The following is an 18,697-nucleotide window of genomic DNA, read 5'->3' as shown; positions in this document are numbered from 1 at the left end:
ACGGCCGACACGGCCGTGGCACGTATTCACTCCGGAGAACCCGACGGCCGCTCCCACTCCGGCGCTTCGTCTTCTTCGATGTACTCCTCAAGAGTCTCGTGCGGCCCGTATCCCGACTTGTAGGCCATCGAGGGGCACTTCTCGATCCAGTAGCCGAGATACAGGTATGGAATCCCCTGCTGCCGGCAGAGATCGAATTCACAGAGAATGCTGAACACGCCCGGCGCCTGCGGTCGCCATTCGGGCGCGTGATAGAAGTAAACGCTCGACAGCCCCTGCGGCAGGATGTCGACCAGCCCGACTCCGACGAGTTTCCCGGCCCGGAAATACTGGAGCTCGAACGCGAACGGATACCCGCCGGTCAGGAACGATTCGGCGTAGTCGTCGAGCGTGGTCGGCGTGCCGGGCCAGCCGCGGCGGGCGGCCATGTCGGCGTGATAGGCGTTGTAGAGTTCGACGTGCGCCGGCGAGACCGTCGCGGGGGACAGCCGCACTTCGACATCGGGATTTTTGTTGAGCGTCCTGCGCTGGCTCTTCGTCGGTTCGAACGTCGCGACCGGAACGCGAAGCCCGCGGCACTGCCGGCACGTGGGACATTGCGGTCGGAACAACATCCGCCCATGTCGCCGCCAGCCACGTTCCAGCAGCCGGCCGTAGTTCACGGCGGTCAACTGCCGGTAAACCCGGTACTCGAGCGACGCGGTTTCTGTCGGCAGGTAGGAGCAGACCCGCTGCGGTTCGACGAAACCCAGATGGTCGAGGCTGCTCATTCCGGCGTGGAGAGTCAGAGCAGGTTCAGCTTCTTGTGCCGGCTCTCCGGAGGCCGCGAGCAGGTGCGGCACAGTCCGTAGACCTCGAGACGATGGGCCTCGGTGCGGAAGCCATGTTCGCTGGCGATTTCTTCCACGAGTTCCCGGACGCGGGTGTTCTTGAATTCGACCAGCCGGTTGCACTTGCGGCAGATCATGTGGTCATGCCGCGGGTAGCCGTAGTCATGCTCGTAGACGTCGCGGCCGTCCTGCCGGGCGACCTTGCGAAGCATTCCGGCTTCTTCCAGGAGCGGCAGGATGCGATAGATCGTCGACCGGCTGACCCGCTTGCCGTCGGTGCGCTGCGCCAGCCGCTGGATCAGCTGCTCGGCGTCGAAATGCTCGTGGTCGGCGAAGATTTCTTCCGTCAGGATGGAACGCTCCCGCGTCATCCGCAGTCCCTTGGTGAGGAGGAACTCGCGGCATTTCTCGACAGGGGAGACTTTCGTCGACAGGGTGCCGACATCGTCGGCGGCCTTCTTGTCGACCGACAGTGGGGCGTGCGTGGAGGCTTCTGCGATCATGACCTTGAAATGATACCGGACCCGCGGCCGCCAGAATTGCAGGGAAAGCGGACGCTGCGGAAAAATCCGGCCCGGAGCGCGAGAGGTGACTGTGCGTCCGGAACCGACTCGTGATAATGATAGGCCTTCGCGAAACGAATTTCATGCCGACCGTACGGCCTGAGGCGTTTGCGGAACCGAAAACCCTTCCCGTTCAGGTGACATGGCAGGCACGTCGTCCCGCGTTCGAGTTGGCTTGATCCAGCGCAAGACTTCCAGCGATCCCGTCGCCAACCGCGAAGCGACCGTCCAGGCGATTATCGACGCCGCGAAACGCGGGGCGCAGATCGTCTGCACCCAGGAACTCTTCTGCTCGCTCTATTTCTGCCAGACGGAAGATCACGCCTGTTTCGACCTCGCGGAATCGATTCCCGGCCCCAGCACGGAGGCGCTCGGGAAGGTCGCGAAGGAGTACGGGATCGTCATCGTCGGTTCGCTGTTCGAACGGCGGGCTCCCGGGCTGTACCACAACACGGCCGTCGTCATGGATGCCGACGGGTCGCTGAAGGGGATGTATCGCAAGATGCATATTCCCGACGATCCGCTGTTCCTGGAGAAGTTCTACTTCACTCCGGGCGACCTCGGATTCAAGGCCCACGATACGAAGTTCGGCCGGATCGGCGTGCTCGTCTGCTGGGACCAGTGGTATCCGGAAGGGGCCCGGCTCACGGCCCTCGCCGGCGCTCAGATCCTGTTCTATCCCACGGCGATCGGCTGGCATCCCTCCGAGAAGGCCGAGTACGGGAAGGCCCAGCACGACTCGTGGGAGACGATCCAGCGCAGCCACGCCATTGCGAATGGCGTGTTCGTCGCCGTGCCCAACCGCGTCGGGCATGAAGCGGGCGACGGCGGAGGCATCGAGTTCTGGGGACAGAGTTTCCTCTGCGGACCGAATGGCCAGATCATGGCCAAGGCGAGCGTGGAGAAGGACGAGATCCTGATCGCGGAATGCGACTTCTCCAAGCTCGACGTGCAGCGAACGCACTGGCCGTTCCTGCGCGACCGCCGTATTGACGCTTACGGCGACATCACCCGGCGTTTCATCGACGGCTGAGCGATGTGAAATTCGGGTGAAGCTCCGCGGGGGCGGACTTGAGGTTTTCGAGTCCGCCGGGGAAGATGGAATGCGCTGACCCAGTTCTCCCAGGTCCGTGTCAACGAGGTGTCCTATGGTCACTCGTGATTGCGTGGACGTCGGTGCTGCCGCCTCCGCCGCGGAGATGCTGCTCGCCGACAACGACTTCTCCGAGGCTCCCCGCGATTGGGATGAGTTCAGCCCGGTCGGAGACTACTGCCCTCTCGATTACGGCGAATGCTCGCGGTCGCACGACCTGGAGCGCGACGTCCAGAGGAAGCTTCAGGAGACACCGGGGCTCCATTTCTCGTCGCTTGTGGTCCGCCGCCTGGAGAATGGTCTCTGCGTGCAGGGAGTCCTCGAAACCGCGAGCGTCCAACCGGATATCGCCGCGCTGGTCCGCAGGATTTCCGGTCTGAGCAATGTCCTCGATCAGGTGGTGGTCCGGGAAAGTCCGGCGGCAGCCATCGAGTGCTGAAGTTCAGGCCTCCTGCATCAAACTCGCTGTTGCGATGTCTTGGCGGCCTGCCGTATCTTCGAATGATCGCATGGAACGGTCGCGCCCGGTGACCGTCCACGCGGGCCCGGCGGCACTGCGGCGTTCGCCTTGCCGTCCTCCATTCGAACAGCCTCAGTCACGATGCCAGCGTCGGAATCCTGCTACCTTGGCATCGACATCGGCGGGTCCAGTATCAAGGCCGGAATCGTCACGAATGACGGCCGGATTCTCCAGAAGCGGCATGCCTCCTCGGCGCTGGAAGACGGTCTCGAAGCGGGGCTCGCCAACCTGGAGCGAATTTCCCGCGAGCTCGTCGTCGACGCGGGCATCACCTGGGATCAGGTCCGGGCGATTGGCGTCGCCGCTCCGGGGACGATGGACATCCCGGCTGGCGTCGTCTTCCATCCGTTCAACCTTCCGGGATGGAAGAACCTTCCCCTTCGCGACATGGTCTCGCAGCGGTTCGGCAAGCCGGCGGTCCTGCAGAACGACGCCAATGCGGCGGCCCTCGGTGAAACCTGGCTCGGCGCTGGAAAGAACGCCGGCAGCCTGATGTTCTGGACGCTTGGCACGGGCGTCGGCGGGGGCATCGTACTGGATGGCAAGGTCTGGGAAGGGGCCCATTCGCATGCCGCTGAGTGCGGGCACATCATCATCCAGGAAGATGGCGGACCGCGGTCCGAGTTCGGCATTCACGGCTGCGTGGAGCTGTATGTCGGCGCGAAGGCCCTCGTGAGGCGCTTCCGGGAAGCCATTGCCGCTGGCCGTTCCTCATCTCTCGCCAGTGACGATGCCTCGCTGACGGCTCTGGCGATCTCTCAGGCGGCTCAGTCGGGCGACGAACTCTCCCACGACCTGATCCTCGAATCCGCGAAGTATCTCGCCATCGGCACCGTCAACGTGATTCACATCCTGAATCCGGAGATGGTCCTGGTCGGCGGCGCCATGACGTTCGGCCAGCACACGACGGAGCTTGGCCGGGCCTTCCTGGAGGCGCTGCGGGCCGAGGTGAAGAAACGGACGTTCCCCATCACGGGAGAGCGCACGGTCATCGACTACGCCTCGCTCGGCAACGAAGCGGGATTCATCGGCGCGGCTGCGTGTGCGCGAATCAAGTATCCAGTCTAGGAACCGAGCGAAGTCGCCTTTTTCATGCCCTGACGATCACGGAAGAGGCTGGCCTGATCTGGAGTCGATTCGAATCCGGTTGAGGTGACTTACGTGAAGGTGATCAAAGTCGCCATCGGTGGTAAGCAATGTAGCTCCAGACACCTTTGCGGTTGCCGCAATCCAAACATCGTTCTTGCCCATCGTACGACCTGAGCGGCTACTGACGTCGTCCAAGTCGCCATATGCCGCAAGGATGTCGGGGTGGCTGATATCCACCCATACAACTTGACCAAGCAACTGCGCCAAGTTCGACTGTCTCGTCCCACCCCAATTCAACTTCTTCGCAAGTGCGTACATTTCACCGACTGTGACTACCGAGATGACGCAACGGTTGAGTGAACTAGCCAAGCCGAACTGACTTTCGATCGCCACTCCGACAATGCTCCGTCGGATCAAATGGACGAGAATATTTGTGTCCAAGAGATAGGCACCAGAAGTGGCCATTCAGCTAAGTTCCTCGAGCGCTCGAAGAATGTCGTCCTCACTTTCGTCGCCGGGCCACTTTCCAATAACACCCGCTAGGCCGAGCTTGTGGTGTTGCTCTCTGACAACGTCTCGCAAGTCAAATCTCTGACGCGGAGACTTTGGGATGGACGAAAAGAATTCCCCGACCTCCGTTGTTGCAGTGATGTGTTCTGCATCGATTCTCAGGACCCGCCCCGAGGCGCGATAGACAACACTTCCTGCCACTAAGACTCGTTGACTTAACAAAGAACCGAGTTCCCCCACTACGCCTTCAGACATCACCCCCCTGACTTCTTCGCCGCCGTCAAGCACCAATCCAAACGATTGAGTGCTCGCGCGTACCATATCTAATCGGCCAACCACGCGAACGCGTCGAGGTTGCGGAGTGTTCGTCCCAAGTTCGCGGGCCGCATTGATGACATCGGCAGTAACCGAGACGTCCTCGACACCAGGTTTCCGATGGCTTGAGACCACCAACTCACTGAAAGTGCCGTTCAGGATATTCCCGAAATGGGACAACGAATCCAATAGAGGTCGATCGAAACGTTCACTGTCGGCATTTCTCGTCGCCACGTCACGAAACACATCTGCGAGAACATCGAGCCCCGTGTCGTCAGCTCGCGGCCGGGTCGGCCAAATCTCTTGCTGCTCATACAGGCGAGGGGCCGCTTCCTTCAGCGTGGAAATCTCGAAGTGAAGGATCGTTTGGTCATTGCCTTCGTGGCCCAAGAATCGGAGGTCGGAAGCGGTACGAAGCCAGTTCGGTCGCTTCCCTCTAGACCGACTGCGGCCTTCCATCGCCATTCGGACTGACCGTCGCACGGCTTCCGGAATTTGTTCAAGAACGCAACCGAGGGACTCGGATGGCACCCGACGGCCGAATTGCTCGTCGCTTTTTAGTGTGATCGATTGCGTAACCATACGACATCTCCGCCAACTAGCCCTTCAGTCCTAACGCGACGGCGACTGGCAGGCCGTCCTTATTCTCAATCGCATTGTCTAAGAGTATCGTCAACACCAGACGGCTGACGACTGAGTTTCCGTCTCGTGGCCCAGGCGAAGCTCCAAGCTAGTACAGAGTCCGCAGTTGTATCCCCGGGTTACTCTTTCATCCTAGCGTCATCAAATCCCATCGCCTTCATCCACGCGGCGGCGTCCTCCGACCAGTGCGTCACGGGTTTCTCCGTCGGACGCAGCCCGTAGCCGTGGCCGCCATGCGTGAAGACATGGATCTCGGCGGGGACTTTCGCCCGGGTGAGCGCGGTGAACAGGGCCGTGCAGTTCTCACAGCCGACGCGATCGTCCTGCGTCATCACGAAGAACATTGGAGGGGTCTTCTCCGACACCTTGACATGCGGCTTCAGCTGCCCCGAAGTCTCGTCCACGAGACGGGCCGGGTAGACGAGGATCGCAAAGTTTGCCTCGCAGCCCGCCTTGTCCGCGTCGTCGACCGGGCCATAGACCCGCTCTCCCGTGAGGCAGGCCGTCAGCCCCGCGATGTTTCCGCCCGCGGAGAATCCCAGGATGCCGATGCGGCCGGGATCGATGTTCCATTCGGCGGCGTGTGACCGGGTCAATGACAGCGCTCGCTGGGCGTCCATCACCGGTCCCAAGGAGACGAGCGGCACGGGGTGGGTCGCATCGAGCGTTTCGCCGTGCGTCCGTGTCGGCACCCGGTACTTGAGAACGACGGCCGCGTACCCGAGCGAGTTGAGCCATTCCGCGACTTCGGTCCCTTCGAGATCCCAGGCGAGAATGCTGAAGCCGCCGCCCGGAGCAATGACCACCGCGGCCCCATTCGCCTTGTCCTTTGCCGGGAGATAGACGTGCATCTGCGGCGTGCGGACGTGACCGAGCTTGATGATCCGCCTGCCGGCGATGGGCCTGTCGGTGTCCTTTGTGAGATCGCGCTCGTCTCCATCGACGATCGGAAGTGGCCCCGGGACCTCAGCGGGCCAGAGCGCCCTGACCTGGGGTTCCGCAGCGCCGGCGGCCGCGGAGACCAACATCACAACGAGCGCAAGGCAGTGCTTCATGGCAGCTTCCTGTTTGAAGTTGCAGGACACGATGTCGCCGCGGATCGTAACGCGCCGAGAGGTTCCCTCCCTCCTCAAGACGGTTGAAGAACTCATTGTTGCCCGGAATGCGATCTGACGAAGTCGGGCCGACGCGGGCAGCGTCGGCAAGAGTGTCGATTTCTACACCGGCCTTCGCGGCGGCGCCGGGCGACGCGGGGGCGGCGTCCGCGACACCGGAGTTGCGACCGGAGGACTCGTCAGCACCCTGATCAGCACCGCGATCAGTTCGTCTCCTTCGATTCCGCGCTTCGGCAGCAGGTAGTACGCCTTCCGGTCGTTGTCGACGATCCGCAGGTCGCGGCCGACACGCTTCTGGAGTTCCACGATCTCGTTCGACTTACGGTAGTGGAACACTGCGAAGCGGCCGTCGTCCTCGAGATGGACCTTGTCGATGGTCCAGGTCTGGGCGTGAATCTGCAGCTCTCGCACGCGGGCGAGCTGTTCCAGTTCCATCGGCACCGGCCCGAACCGATCCCGCATTTCACTCAGCACATCCACCAGCTCTTCCTGCGACGCCGCGGAAAACAGCTTGCGGTAGACATCGATCTTCTGGCGTCCGGGCGGGACATAGGAATTCGGAACGAACGCCGTGAGCGGGAGGTCGATGTTGACGTGCTTCGTTTCCCTGGCGGGCAGGTGCTGCAGGCCGCGGACGGCGTTCTCAAGCAACTGGCAGTAGAGCTCGTAGCCGACGGTCGTGATGTGGCCGCTCTGCTCCGTCCCGAGGATGTTGCCCGCTCCGCGGATCTCGAGATCGCGCATCGCGATTTTGAATCCGGCCCCGAGTTCGCTGTATTCCTCGAGGGTTTTGAGACGCTTGGCCGCGACGGCCGACAGATGCTTTCGCGGATCGAGCAGCAGGTAGCAGTAGGCGCGATGCTTATAACGTCCGACGCGTCCCCGCAGCTGGTGCATGTCAGCCAGTCCGTAGTTCTCGGACTGATCGATGAAGATGGTGTTGGCGTTCGGGATATCGAGGCCGCTTTCGATGATCGTCGTGGCCACGAGCACGTTCGCTTTCCCCTGCACGAACTCGAGCATGTTGCGTTCGAGTTCGTCGCCATCCATCTGCCCGTGGACGACGGTGATCTTCGCTTCGGGGATGATGTTCTGCAGCCTGTCGACGATCTCGTAGATGTCGTAGACGCGGTTGTGGACGAAGTAGGCCTGCCCTCCGCGGTTCAACTCCCGGACGATCGCGGAGCGGATCAGTTCGCCGTCCCAGCGCACGATACGGGTCTCGATGGGGACGCGATCCTGCGGCGGAGTCGTCAGGTTGGAGATGTCGCGAATCCCCATCAGCGAGAAGTGGAGCGTTCGCGGAATCGGCGTGGCCGTCATCGTCAGGACGTCGACGGTGAGCCGCAGGTGCTTCAGCCGCTCCTTGTGCTCGACTCCGAATCGCTGTTCCTCGTCGACGACCAGAAGTCCCAAGTCTTTGAATCTTACGTCTTTCTGAACCAGGCGGTGGGTGCCGATCACGATGTCGACCCGTCCTTCTTCGGCCTGCTTCAGCACTTCCCGCTGTTCGGCCTTCGATTTGAACCGCGACAGCACTTCGACGCGGACTGGAAATTCGGCCATCCGCTCGCAGAACGTGCGGTAGTGCTGTTCGGCCAGCACGGTCGTCGGCACGAGCACGGCGACCTGCCTGCCGGAATCGACCACCTTGAACGCCGCCCGCATCGCGACTTCCGTCTTTCCGAATCCGACGTCGCCGCAGAGCAGGCGGTCCATCGGCCGCGGCTTCTCGAGATCCTTCTTGACCGCTTCGATCGACGTGAGCTGGTCGGGCGTTTCCGTGTAGGGAAACGCGGCTTCGAATTCATGCTGGAAGTGCGAATCTTCCGGGTTGGGAAAACCGGGCATGGCATCCCGCTGGGCCTGCAGTCGGAGCATGTCGGACGCCATGTCCGATACTGCCTGCTGGACGCGTTCCTTGCTCTTCGACCATGCCGTCCCGCCGATCTTCGACAGGGTCGGGGCCGCTTTCGCCGCGCCGATGTATTTCTGGACGAGGTGAATCAGCGAGACCGGCACCCAGATGCGGACGTTGTCGCGAAACTCCAGCGACAGGTGCTCCTCGCGCCGTCCTTCCTTCTCGATCACCTGCATCCCGCGGTAGCGGCCGATGCCATGCGCGAGATGGACGACGAGGTCACCCTCGTTCAGATCGAGGAACGTATCGAGGGCCCGGCTCTCGATCTTTTTCTTGCGGGCGACGCGGCGGACGTCGACGCGGCTGAACAGTTCGGCGTCGCTGAGAACCAGCACCCGCTCGACGACCAGCCGGAAACCGCGCGTCACGGCTCCCAGGCAGAGCCTCACCTGCGGGGCGAGTTCGGGGGCGGACTGCTCGAGCAGTTCCTTGAGACGTTCGCGCTCGCCTTCGTTGTGGCAGGCGATCACCACTTTCTCTTCGCGGCCGACGATGCTGGCCAGTTCCTTGAGCACTTCCGCCCGCGGTCCGCCAAACCGTTCGATCGATTCGACCTGCAGGCGACAGGTGGTCTCCAGGCTGCCGCCGCTGAGGGCGGCGATCGTCACGCTCGGCCGGCGCGTGCACGCCTCGATGACCGCTGGCACGCTGAACAACCCGCGAGGGTTGTTCAGTCGGCTGAGGTAGTGCTTCCCTTCCTCAATCAGTTCCTGCGGTTCGTAGAGGACGACCCAGCTTCCCGCGGGAAGGGACTCGACAAACTGCCCGCCGGCGGTGGCCGGCGCGCGGCCCACGTGGACGGACGGATCGCGCTCCTCGCCATTGGTGTCGCCGTTGCCTGAGGAGTCGCCGGCGGGGGGGCGTGCCGCGCCCGCCGAGGCGGACACCGCGGTGACTTTCGCTTCCTGCAGTTCCCCAGTCTTGCGCTGCGTCTCCGGATCAAACGTGCGGATCGATTCAATATCATCGCCGAAGAGTTCCACCCGGATCGGTTCTGCCGATCCCGGAGAGAAGACGTCCAGGATTCCGCCGTGAACGCTGAACTCGCCCGGCCTCTCGAGGGCCGACTGCCGTTCGAAGCCCCGGTCGACGAGCCACTTGAGGAACTCTTCCAGGTCGAGCGACTCACCGACGACGAGTCGCCGCGTTCCCAGTTTCCGTTCGGCCGCGTCGGGAACGGGTTGCAGGAGCGCGGGCAGGCTGGCGACAACAACGCGAGGAGCGTGCCCCGATTCGACGTCATTCAGGAGCTGCAGCCGAGCACCGAAGATCGGGTCGGAGACTGATTGTTCCTGAGGGAGAGTCTCCCAGGCGGGAAAGACTTCAGGCGGTTCTTCGAAATAGGAAGCGAGATCCGCAACCACGTCGTCGACGTCACTGATTCTCGGGGTGACGACGAGCAGGGTTTCCCCGGCGTCGGCGGTGCGCGGGAGTGCGGCGGCGAGTGCGGCCGTGGCGAGCGCGGACGATGAGCCCCACGCCCCGTCAATCGTGCCGCTGTCTCCACGCTGAAGGGCACGGACGACGGCTGCGAAAGCATCAACGCGGCGGAGTCGAGGAATCAGATCCGGCAGCGCCAGGACCGGCACATCTTCCGTAGAATCACTCATCGGGAGGACGGAAGATTAGCAGTCACCTTGATCGCCGGCGAACCGTGAACAGCGGAAATTCCTGTTGACAACCCGCGACATCTGCTCAAAAATCGCGTCGCAAGTTCCTCGTACGTCACCCCAGACGTCAGTTTGAGTTTCCCGCCAGGAACTTGGTTTCTCCGAAGGATTCGGATGACGCGTGCGCCGATGTCATAACATGACATTTTGGTGCTTCGCCTCTTGCGCACGGACTTGCGCCTGATCGAGAGCGTTCGGTCTCAGGAACCCAGATCGAGTGCCTTCGATTTCGTGAAGCAGTCGGCTGCAGCACATCCCCTTGCAATTCGGTGGACGGAGATAGCGACATGGAATTTCATTTTGAAGTGGACCCGGAATTTGACGTCGCTATCGGCACGGAGCTCAGCTTCGACGAGGCTGAAGGCGAATTCGAGATTGAATCGTTTGAGGGAATCGACCCGCTGATTCCGACGGCCGCCAAGCCCGGCTCGGATGACAAGGTCCGTATGCTCGCTGCCCGGTATGCAGCTGGCGTGCCGCTGTGGCACGACGAAGACTGCTACGACCACGGCCCGGCCGACGCCGCCTTCGCCAATCACCCTTCGTTCGCCTCGTCGGAAGAAGACGACGACGAACTGTGAACCCTCGCCGGCCGGCCAGGCTCCTCTATGACGCCTGAGACCCGCCCGGATGTGTGGATCTGACCTTTCTCGGGCTTCTTCCGGTTCTCGGAAGAAGCCCGATGTCATTTCCGCCCTTCTGCGGGCAAACTCCCCCTGCTCTCTGCGACGCAATCTCCATGCCCTCTACGGTTCACATCATCGACTACGGGATGGGCAACCTCCGCAGCGTGCAGAAGGCGCTCGAAAAGGTCGGCGCCGGGGCGGTCATCTGTCGCACGCCGGCAGAAGCAGCCGGAGCTGATTCGCTGGTTTTGCCCGGCGTCGGCGCATTTCGTGACGCCATCGCCGAACTCAAACGCCACGACTTCGTCGGGCTGATCAAAGAGCACATCGCGGCCGATCGCCCCTTCCTCGGCATCTGTCTGGGCCTGCAGCTCCTTTTCGACGTCAGCTACGAAGACGGCGAGTACGAAGGGCTCGGAATCGTGCCGGGAGAGGTGGTCCGTTTCGAGTCGCAGCCCGGCCTGAAGATCCCGCACATGGGCTGGAACACCCTCACGATCCGGAAGCCCAATCCGCTCCTGGATGGGGCCGGCCCGAGCCCATCGGTCTATTTTGTTCACAGCTACTACGTCAAACCCCGCGATCCGGCCGTCATTGCCGCAACGGCCGGGCACGGTGTCGAGTTCACTGCGATGATCGCCCGCGGCAACCTGTTCGCGACGCAGTTTCACCCGGAGAAGAGCCAGACTCAGGGATTGAACCTGCTCGGCAACTTCGCGACACTGGATTCCCCAGTCGCCCGTTGAACGGATCGCGAGCGATTTCGGGCCAGTTTTAGAGGCCGGGCCACATTGGAACCCGGGCCAGTTTGTACCAGGGAACGGATCACCGGATGCGACTGTTTGCGTATAGCCTGACGGCCTGCCTCGTCTGCACCGGATCTCTTCTGGCACATCCAGGCCACGGTGTCACGGAAGGCGACTCCACCATGCACTATCTCGTCGAGCCGATCCACATCGCCCCCGTCGTCCTGCTGCTCGTCGCTGGATTCGGCGTCGGCCTGTGGCTGAAACGCCGCCGGAACAGCCTGAAACGCGTTCCCGTCCGGAAGCAGTGATTCGAGGATTCCGGTGAAGGCGGGAAGTGAATTGCGGTCGGATGTGATGCCGTTCGCGGCTGACGGTATTCTGTCGGGTCCGCCCCCCTGACCGCTCTCACGCTCCCGTTCCCTGCATGTCCTACGACTCCATCCTCGTCGTCTCCTTTGGCGGCCCCGAAGGTCCGGACGACGTCATTCCGTTCCTGGAAAACGTCCTTCGCGGTCGCAACGTCCCGCGCGAACGCATGCTCGAAGTTGCCGAGCATTACCAGCATTTCGGCGGCGTCAGCCCGATCAACGCCCAGAACCGGGCGCTCATTGCCGCGCTCCGTCCGGAGCTTGACGCGCACGGCATCGACCTGCCGATCTATTTCGGCAACCGCAACTGGCATCCGCTGCTGCCGGACACACTCGCCGAAATGGCCCGGCACGGCCGCCGGAAAACGCTCGCCTTCGTGACGTCAGGCCAGAGTTCCTATTCCGGTTGCCGCCAGTACCGCGAGAACATCGCCGCCGCCCAGCAGGTCGTCGGCGACGACGCCCCCGTCATCGACAAACTCCGCGTCTTCTACAACCACCCGGACTACATCGCCGCCGAGGTCGAACGGGTCGAACACGAGATCGCGAAGTTCGACGCGGCCGACCGCGACCAAATTCACCTGCTCTGCACGGCGCACAGCATCCCCGATTCGATGGCCAGCCGGTGCGATTACGTGAAACAGCTCGCCGAATCGACCCGGCTGATCGCCGAAGCGATCGGGTTCCCGTCCGATCGCGTTCAGCTCGTCTACCAGAGCCGCAGCGGACGGCCGGAAGATCCGTGGCTCGAGCCCGACGTGAAGGACGCGATGACGGCCCTTCGCCAGCGGGGGGTGAACCATGTCGTCATCGCTCCCATCGGCTTCATTTCGGATCACATCGAGGTGCTGTTCGATCTCGATGAAGAGTGCGTCCAACTGGCCGACGAACTGAAGATGACCCTGCACCGAGCTGGCACGGTCGGGACGCATTCCCGTTTCATCAGCATGATCCGCAAGCTCATCCAGGAGCGTCTCGCCCCTGGAACGCCCCGGGAAGCGATTGGAAAGTTCGGTCCGAACTGGGATGTGTGCGCCGCCGGTTGCTGCCCGGCCCCGCAGCGGCCTGGCCGACCGGAGCCAGCCCGGACGTGAAACCGGCCCGAACGGAGGCAGGCTGCTACACTCTCGACGCGTTCGACTTTCCCACAGACGCTCGCCGTTGGTCACTCGCATGTCGACAGTTTCCCGTCGCGATTTCACGACGCAGATGACCACCGTGGTTTCGGGCGCCGTCATCGCGTCGCTGACGACCCCGGTCTCCAGCCCTGCCGCCGATCCGATGCCTGAGTCGACGACTTCTCCCGCCGTCCCGCAACCGGCGTCGCCGATGGCTTATGACGATCACCAACTGGCGGTGCTCGCCGAATGGCATCCGGCCCCGCACCTGACCGACGCGATGCGGGAAGGGATTCGCGAGGGGCTCCGGCACAACCGCGGGTTGGCCGAACGGATCCGCAGTGTCCCGTTGACGCACGACGTTCCGCCGGCGTTCTCGTTCGTCATTCCGCCGGCACAATGAGCCTGCCAAGTCTATCGCAGGACCAGTCGCTGCTGGATCATCTGGGAGCGGTGGCTGGCGACCTCGCGTTCTTCGGCCGTGAGATGCAGCACGCGGCGCAGCAGTCGCTCCCCGGCGGGTGAGAGAATGCAGTTCCGTCGCGACATCGCGATACGGGCCGTTTCGAGAGCCGCGTCGAACGCAGGCAGTTCCTCGATCGTGCCGTGCCAGTAGCGGCTGCAACTCGGGATGTGCTTCGGCAGGAGTTCTCCACCGGGGAGAACCATGCTCATGACGCCGACCGAAGTGCCGGTGTTGAACAGGCTGCAGATCGCCGTCTTCGAGTGGTCGCCGATGAAGCAGCCGACTTTTGTCGACCCGCTGTCGATCGGCTCGCCCCACAGCGGAACCTTGACGGCCGAATAGTCGTTCTTGAGGTCGCTGTTGGTCGACAGCGCCCCCAGGTTCACCCAGGGACAGACGTAGCTGTGGCCGAGGAACCCGTCGTGATACTTGTTGGCGTATCCGTGGAGGATGCTCTCCTCGATCTCCCCGCCGACCCGGCAGACCGGTCCAATGGTGGTTCCTTCACGAACGTTCGCGCGGAACAGCTGGCTTCCCGGCCCGACATAGCAGGGACCTTCCAGGCGGGTGAACGGCTGCAGTTTTGCCCCGGCATCGATCCAGATCGGCCCCGACCGCGCATCGAGCACGACGAAGGGATCAACCTCTGCCGAGGGATCGATGAACACATCGGCGTCGCGTCCCTGGATAGCCACCTGGGCATTCAGGTTGGCTTTGGTCGGCCCGCGACGGCGGGCGCGGAAATCACTGGTCAGCTGCGTCGGATTCGCTTCAATCAAATGCCACGGATACTCCAGCAGGCGCCCCGGACGCGTGACTGCGTCCCGCGAGTTTGCCAGGCGGGTGATCGCGTTCGTCCAGTCGGGAACCGACGACAACACAGCGGCCTCTTCCGCATCCACGCGAATGGCGGCCACCACGCCGTCGCAGATGACCGCCTCTCCCGGGGTGAGCGACGCCAGGAACGCGGGGTCACCGATCCATCGGCCGTTCACCAGCAGTGCAGGCCCCGCCGCCAGCCATCGTTCCTTGTTCACATGCGCGGCGGGATGCTCTTCGGCATAGACCTCGGCCAAGTCGGGACGGATCGAGACGCCCCACTCGGCCTTCGGAAACGCAGCCAGCATTCGCTCGCGAACGGTGTAGTGCCCGCAGCGGAGTTCAAAGACGGGACGCAGCCACGTCAGCGGTCGGAAATTTTCCGCCGCTGCGTCCTCGAAAAAGACCAGTCGCTCCATAGGTTTGCTTCCCTGCAAACAGAACCTGAATTGCGCAATCTACGTTTCCAGCAAATCTTGCAGCTAGAGCAATTCCCGAACGGTCTCCGCCATCGGCGCGTCCCGCCCGCCTGGCGCAGTTTCACCGCTGGATTCGCGAATCGTTCGAAACACGCAGGCGACGTCTGTTCCTGCAACACTTCCTTGTAAATCCTTCCGGTTGAGACGGCCGGGGTTGTCCTGTCCGCGCGATTGGTGGTCGGCCGTTGGATGCGCCGGAGCGTCTCCGTCGATATGATGTCATCCATCAGAGAACACCATTGAGTCTGCCGGATTCAGGCTCGCTGCCTGGACTCCGATGACGCGATCGACAACCGCGTCTGGATCGTTGAGAAGCTTTCGAACATGAGCTTTGTTCCAGCAGCCCTCCCGCCCTGCACACGCGGCATAGGACCTGCAATCACCGATTGCCATGAACCAACCGCCCGTTGACGACCGCCGCGGACCTGGGTCAGGGACGGTCCGCGGTGCGGAAGATTCCATCATCGATCGCCTTCTCCTGCAGTGGGAGGAAGCGAACGCCCGCGGAGAGTTTCTCTCTGCCGAGACGCTCTGCGCGCACGTCCCAGAACTCATGGACCAAGTCCGCTGGAAGATCGCGGCCCTTCAGGAGCGCGACGCCCGTCGGCTGGCCACCTATGTCCCGGGGTCGGACGCGAGCACCCCGGCCGCGAACGTCGATCCCAACGTCCCGGCTCCCGACAAGCTCGACACCTATGCCCGCTTCCGCCAGCTGAGGTTCCTCGCCAAGGGAGGCCTCGGGGCGGTTTACGCCGCCGAAGATGGCACGCTCAATCGCGACGTCGCCGTCAAGTTCGTCCACCCGCAACTGATCCGCGACCCACTCTGCCTCCAGCGGTTCCAGGTCGAAGCCGAGATTACCGCGCGGCTCGAGCATCCCGGCGTCGTTCCGCTGCATGCATTCGGGAAGACCGAGGACGGCCGCCCGTTCTACGTGATGCGGCTGATCCGCGGCGAAACCCTCGATGACGCGATTCGCCGTTATCACGAGAACCCGCTCGCGAAATCCAATACCGCCGCGCAGTCGATCGAACTGCGCGACCTGCTGGGCCGCTTCGTCACTGCGTGCCAGACACTTGCTTACGCCCACAACCGCGGCGTGCTCCACCGGGACATCAAGCCGCAGAACGTGATGCTCGGGCGTTTCGGGGAAACGCTCGTGGTGGACTGGGGCCTGGCGATGCCGATCGGCCGCGACGAGCAGGCGCGGGCCAGCGGCGAACATACGCTGATGCCGACGGCGGGTGGAAGCAACGACTCCTCCGGCGGCGGAGCGGGGACGCCCGCTTTCATGAGCCCGGAACAGGCTTCGGGGAACATTGACCTTACGCCCGCCAGCGACATCTTCAGCCTCGGCGCAACGCTCTACAAGATCCTGACCGGTCGCGCTCCGTACGATGGACGCAGCGCCCGCGAAGTGATCGACCGCGCGTGCACGGCGTCGTTTCCGTCCCCCCGCGCGGTGCAGCGGAACATCCCCTCCGCCATCGAAGCGGTCTGCCTGAAAGCGATGGCGAAAAACCCGGGCGAGCGCTACGAGACCGCCCTGGATCTCGCCCGCGACGTCGAACGGTTCCTCGCTGATGAACCGGTCTCGATCGCCCACGATTCGTGGATGCAGTCGCTCGGTCGGTGGTCTCGGCATCACCGCGGTGCGGCCCAGGTGCTCACGCTGATCGGCGTCCTGGCGATCCTGGGCGCCGCGAGCGCCGCTATCGCGTTCCAGCGTCTGGCGGGTCACGAACGCGGGGCGCGGGTCACGGCTGAGCTCGCGCGCGAGCAGGGTCTCCGCGTTGCGTCGCGCTTTGCTGCGCGAACGGTGGCCGGTGAAGTGGATCTCCGCTGGCGAATCCTGGAGACCGAAGCGAACGACACCGAGCTGCGGACGGCGCTAATCGCCCTCAACAAGACTCCGGACGACGATTCGGTCCGCAAGACGCTGCAGGCCTGGCTCGACAGCCGTTACATCGAACACAACCAGACGGCCAAGGCGAGCAGCTGGTTCGTCATGGCCCGCAACGGAACACAGCAGGCGCGGACCCCGGCCTCTGACACGATCGGCGAGAACTTCGCGTTCCGCGACTATTTCCATGGCCTCGGGCGCGAGCTGACGCCGGAAGAAGCGTCCAAGGCGCTGCCGATCCACAACGTCTATCGCTCGGCCGTGTACTCCAGCCGCTCGAGCGGGATGCTCAAGGTGGCATTCTCTGCGCCGATCTGGAGCGGCAAGGCCGGGACTCCGCACCGGGAAGTTCTCGGCGTGCTGGCGATGACGGTGGACCTTGGTGAGTTCAGCGTCCTGCAGTTCGGCCTGGGCAGCGATCAGATTGCGGTCCTTGTCGATACGCGGGCCGACCGCATCGAAGGACTGGGCGACTCGAACCAGGGTCTGGTCCTGCATCACCCCCTGATGAAGGAATCGACGGAGCCTGACGACGAAGCCGAGAACTATCGGATTCACCCGGACTACCTGGGCCGCCTGCTCAAGATGCGCGCCACGCGCATGGCCGGAGAGGCCGGAGCGGAGCTGCCCGACAACCTGATCCGCGACTACCGGGATCCGCTGGATCCGCCTGAATCGGGGACCTGGCTGGCCGCGTTCGAGCCGGTGCTGGTGCGGGGCCGGCCGCAGGAGCTGCGCGACACCGGCTGGATCGTGATCGTGCAGATGCGCGACACCGACGTCGAGAAAGCGGCGGACTGAAGACGACCGGTCAACCGGAACGGCCGGGACCGGAGTCACCCTCGCGCCAGCAGCCGCGTCATCCAGTCGAGCACGCTGCGGACGTCATACCTGGTGGCGACATCGGTATTGCGCCGCCATTGTGATGTCGGTCGCCGATCTGCGATCGTCATTCCTCTGGTGAGCTGCCCCTGCAGCTCAACGTCGACCGCCATCGTCTCGCGTTCAAACGACCGCGACTGGGAAATCGAGGCCAGCGCCGCAATTTCCGGCATCCACAACACCTCTTTGCCGAGATGCTGTCGATGCGACCGCAGTGCAAAGGGAAGAGTTCTCTCGAGGAGCTGCCCGACGCGCGAATACTTGTCGTTATTCAGCCGCGTGTATTGTTCGAAGCTGAGCTGCAGATGCCTGGCAACCTCGAGCGGGATCAGCGTCTTGGTGACGGCCGATCTCAGGAACGCGTGGGCGGCTTCCGGGTCGGCGAAGATGTTGAACTCGGCAGCCGCCGTGACATCGCCCGGTCCATTGAGCGCTCCGCCGAGGCAGACGACATCGTGAACGCTTTCCCAGAACTCGGGCCACAGTTCGGCCGCGCGCTCGAGGTTGGTCAGCGGTCCGAGCGTGAGGATCGTCACCTCCTGCGGGTGAGCGCGGACGATCTCGCACATCACCTTGCAGGAGTCGTGTTTCTGGTGCAGTCCGGTGTTCGGGACGTCGAGTTCCCCCACTCCCTGCGGCCCATGCAGGAGCACGGGCTCGATCGAGCCCGGCTCGGGAGGCCAGAAGAATGCCGGTCCTTCTCCACACCCGATGCGCGGCCAGCGCGACGGATCGAGCACGGAAAGAACACCATGCAGGTTGCGGGTCGCCTGGTCGCCGCTGACGCGACCTGCGACCCCTGTGATCGCCAGAAGCTCGATTTCCGGATCGAGCACCGCCAGGGCGACGGCGACGGCGTCGCCGATTCCCGGATCGGAATCAATAATCAGTTTGACCGGCACGGAGCGCTTCGCCTCCCGCGAGAAACCCTCTCATCTGGCGACCGGTTCGTCACCGGGCTTCCAGTTCAATGTCGCGGCGACATCCCGCGAATTCAAGCCGTGAGCAACTTGCCTCGG

General features: G+C 63.3%; 17 protein-coding genes. 9 read left to right on the top strand and 8 right to left on the bottom strand.

Going from position 1 to position 18,697, the window contains the following annotated elements:
* Positions 1-26: 26 nt before the first annotated feature.
* Positions 27-770, bottom strand: coding sequence for an arginyltransferase (locus tag Pan44_RS03380; RefSeq protein WP_145027247.1), 744 nt, complete (start codon positions 768-770; stop codon positions 27-29).
* 14 nt (positions 771-784) lie between these two features.
* Positions 785-1,333 (bottom strand): Fur family transcriptional regulator, encoded by a 549-nt coding sequence (locus Pan44_RS03375; protein ID WP_145027244.1) that lies wholly within the window; start codon positions 1,331-1,333, stop codon positions 785-787.
* Positions 1,334-1,535: 202 nt separating this feature from the next.
* Here Pan44_RS03375 and Pan44_RS03370 point away from each other — a divergent pair, with 202 nt between their 5' ends.
* From Pan44_RS03370 to Pan44_RS03360, 3 genes are all read left to right on the top strand, one after another.
* Positions 1,536-2,426 carry a carbon-nitrogen hydrolase gene (locus tag Pan44_RS03370; RefSeq protein ID WP_145027242.1) on the top strand — a complete coding sequence of 297 codons (891 nt, stop codon included), beginning with the start codon at positions 1,536-1,538 and terminating at the stop codon, positions 2,424-2,426.
* Between the two features lie 115 nt (positions 2,427-2,541).
* Complete coding sequence (locus tag Pan44_RS03365; RefSeq protein ID WP_145027240.1) at positions 2,542-2,925, top strand: hypothetical protein; 384 nt, start codon at positions 2,542-2,544, stop codon at positions 2,923-2,925.
* A gap of 162 nt (positions 2,926-3,087) precedes the next feature.
* Entirely contained in the window at positions 3,088-4,074 is a 987-nt protein-coding gene (locus tag Pan44_RS03360) for an ROK family protein (RefSeq protein WP_145027238.1), read from the top strand.
* 36 nt (positions 4,075-4,110) lie between these two features.
* On the opposite strand, the gene Pan44_RS03355 is transcribed toward Pan44_RS03360, so the two are convergent.
* From Pan44_RS03355 to mfd, 4 genes are all read right to left on the bottom strand, one after another.
* Entirely contained in the window at positions 4,111-4,560 is a 450-nt protein-coding gene (locus Pan44_RS03355; RefSeq protein ID WP_145027236.1) for a type II toxin-antitoxin system VapC family toxin, read from the bottom strand.
* Positions 4,561-5,310 (bottom strand): hypothetical protein, encoded by a 750-nt coding sequence (locus tag Pan44_RS03350; RefSeq protein WP_197453806.1) that lies wholly within the window; start codon positions 5,308-5,310, stop codon positions 4,561-4,563.
* Between the two features lie 371 nt (positions 5,311-5,681).
* Positions 5,682-6,617, bottom strand: coding sequence for an alpha/beta hydrolase (locus tag Pan44_RS03345; protein WP_197453805.1), 936 nt, complete (start codon positions 6,615-6,617; stop codon positions 5,682-5,684).
* A 162-nt stretch (positions 6,618-6,779) separates the two neighbouring features.
* Positions 6,780-10,208, bottom strand: coding sequence for a transcription-repair coupling factor (gene mfd, locus Pan44_RS03340; RefSeq protein ID WP_145027230.1), 3,429 nt, complete (start codon positions 10,206-10,208; stop codon positions 6,780-6,782).
* 347 nt (positions 10,209-10,555) lie between these two features.
* On the opposite strand from mfd, the gene Pan44_RS03335 reads away from it, so the two are divergent.
* The 5 genes from Pan44_RS03335 (at position 10,556) to Pan44_RS03315 (ending at position 13,532) form a co-directional block, all read left to right on the top strand.
* Positions 10,556-10,849, top strand: a complete 294-nt coding sequence (locus tag Pan44_RS03335) for a hypothetical protein (protein WP_231754213.1) — start codon at positions 10,556-10,558, stop codon at positions 10,847-10,849.
* Between the two features lie 158 nt (positions 10,850-11,007).
* Positions 11,008-11,640 carry an imidazole glycerol phosphate synthase subunit HisH gene (gene hisH, locus Pan44_RS03330; RefSeq protein ID WP_145027228.1) on the top strand — a complete coding sequence of 211 codons (633 nt, stop codon included), beginning with the start codon at positions 11,008-11,010 and terminating at the stop codon, positions 11,638-11,640.
* An 86-nt stretch (positions 11,641-11,726) separates the two neighbouring features.
* Entirely contained in the window at positions 11,727-11,951 is a 225-nt protein-coding gene (locus Pan44_RS03325) for a hypothetical protein (protein ID WP_145027226.1), read from the top strand.
* A gap of 116 nt (positions 11,952-12,067) precedes the next feature.
* Positions 12,068-13,105, top strand: coding sequence for a ferrochelatase (locus Pan44_RS03320; RefSeq protein ID WP_145027224.1), 1,038 nt, complete (start codon positions 12,068-12,070; stop codon positions 13,103-13,105).
* A gap of 79 nt (positions 13,106-13,184) precedes the next feature.
* Positions 13,185-13,532, top strand: a complete 348-nt coding sequence (locus Pan44_RS03315; protein ID WP_145027222.1) for a hypothetical protein — start codon at positions 13,185-13,187, stop codon at positions 13,530-13,532.
* Between the two features lie 11 nt (positions 13,533-13,543).
* Here the strand turns inward: Pan44_RS03315 and Pan44_RS03310 are convergent, their stop codons facing one another.
* Complete coding sequence (locus Pan44_RS03310) at positions 13,544-14,833, bottom strand: putative sugar nucleotidyl transferase (RefSeq protein ID WP_145027220.1); 1,290 nt, start codon at positions 14,831-14,833, stop codon at positions 13,544-13,546.
* Between the two features lie 451 nt (positions 14,834-15,284).
* Between Pan44_RS03310 and Pan44_RS03305 the strand changes: the two genes are divergently transcribed.
* The gene (locus Pan44_RS03305) at positions 15,285-17,597 is read left to right on the top strand and encodes a serine/threonine protein kinase (RefSeq protein ID WP_145027218.1); all 2,313 of its coding nucleotides are present in this window, start codon (positions 15,285-15,287) and stop codon (positions 17,595-17,597) included.
* Between the two features lie 35 nt (positions 17,598-17,632).
* On the opposite strand, the gene Pan44_RS03300 is transcribed toward Pan44_RS03305, so the two are convergent.
* On the bottom strand, positions 17,633-18,580 hold the full coding sequence (locus tag Pan44_RS03300) for a nucleoside hydrolase (RefSeq protein ID WP_145027216.1): 948 nt from the start codon (positions 18,578-18,580) through the stop codon (positions 17,633-17,635).
* Positions 18,581-18,697 lie beyond the last annotated feature (117 nt).

Source organism: Caulifigura coniformis, from assembly GCF_007745175.1.
Taxonomy (GTDB): Bacteria; Planctomycetota; Planctomycetia; order Planctomycetales; family Planctomycetaceae; genus Caulifigura; species Caulifigura coniformis.
Note: the sequence above shows the minus strand (reverse complement) of the source record. Positions and strands in the feature narration are given on the sequence as shown.